Consider the following 710-nt stretch of genomic DNA (forward strand, 5'->3'; position numbering starts at 1 on the left):
TCGCTCGGTGCACCCATCATCGCGCGATAGGCTTTGTTGTGGCTTACCGCTCCCGGCAGACCCAGCATCTCCATGCGGAGATATTCCTGCTGAACTCCACGATCACGCCAATCCTTACCTTGGGAAGCGGCGTACTTCCGAAGGAGAGGGAAACGCGGGTTGCCCCGCGCATCCGACCACTGCGCGGTGCCGTGCGCGTGACCGGAGTCGCCGGGGATACTCGGATCTAGGTTCAACCCCGACTCGCCCTGCATCATGGCTATCGTCGCTTGGGCCTTCCCCTTCGGCATGCCGAGGCCGCCTTCGGAGACGGGGCGCTGGAGCATCTCCATCCACGACGCGATGTTGTCTCGGCCCTGCGCGCTCAACCGCCCACGCGCGGCGCGGCGACCGTCGTTCCCGGTGTAGCTCCCCGTGTTCCCGCCAACGGAGCTGGACAGGACCGGAGCACTTCTACCGAGCGGCGGAGGAATGATGTGCCCCGTGCCACCACCTCCCCCGCCCGAGCCACCGCCATAGCCACCACCCATCGTCGGGAGCGGGCCGCCGAAGCCGCCAAGGCCCGCGGAGCCGCCGCCCATACCGGCGCCGCCTCCAAACGATGCCTTCTGGATCAAGCTGACTGCGTTGCCGAGTGGTCCGCTGTAGCTCATCGGGATCGCGGATACGCCGCTCGGCCCGGCCCCGTCCTTCGACCGCTTGATCGCGTC

General features: G+C 67.5%; 1 protein-coding gene. It reads right to left on the reverse strand.

Going from position 1 to position 710, the window contains the following annotated elements; translation table 11 throughout:
- Window positions 1-326, reverse strand: a 326-nt coding sequence (locus tag MKK64_RS00535; RefSeq protein WP_243931750.1) for a phage tail tip lysozyme, incomplete at its 3' end; no start/stop codon positions are given.
- Window positions 327-710: the final 384 nt, after the last annotated feature.

Origin of the sequence: Methylobacterium sp. E-025, assembly GCF_022829705.1 — a bacterium.
GTDB lineage: Bacteria > Pseudomonadota > Alphaproteobacteria > Rhizobiales > Beijerinckiaceae > Methylobacterium.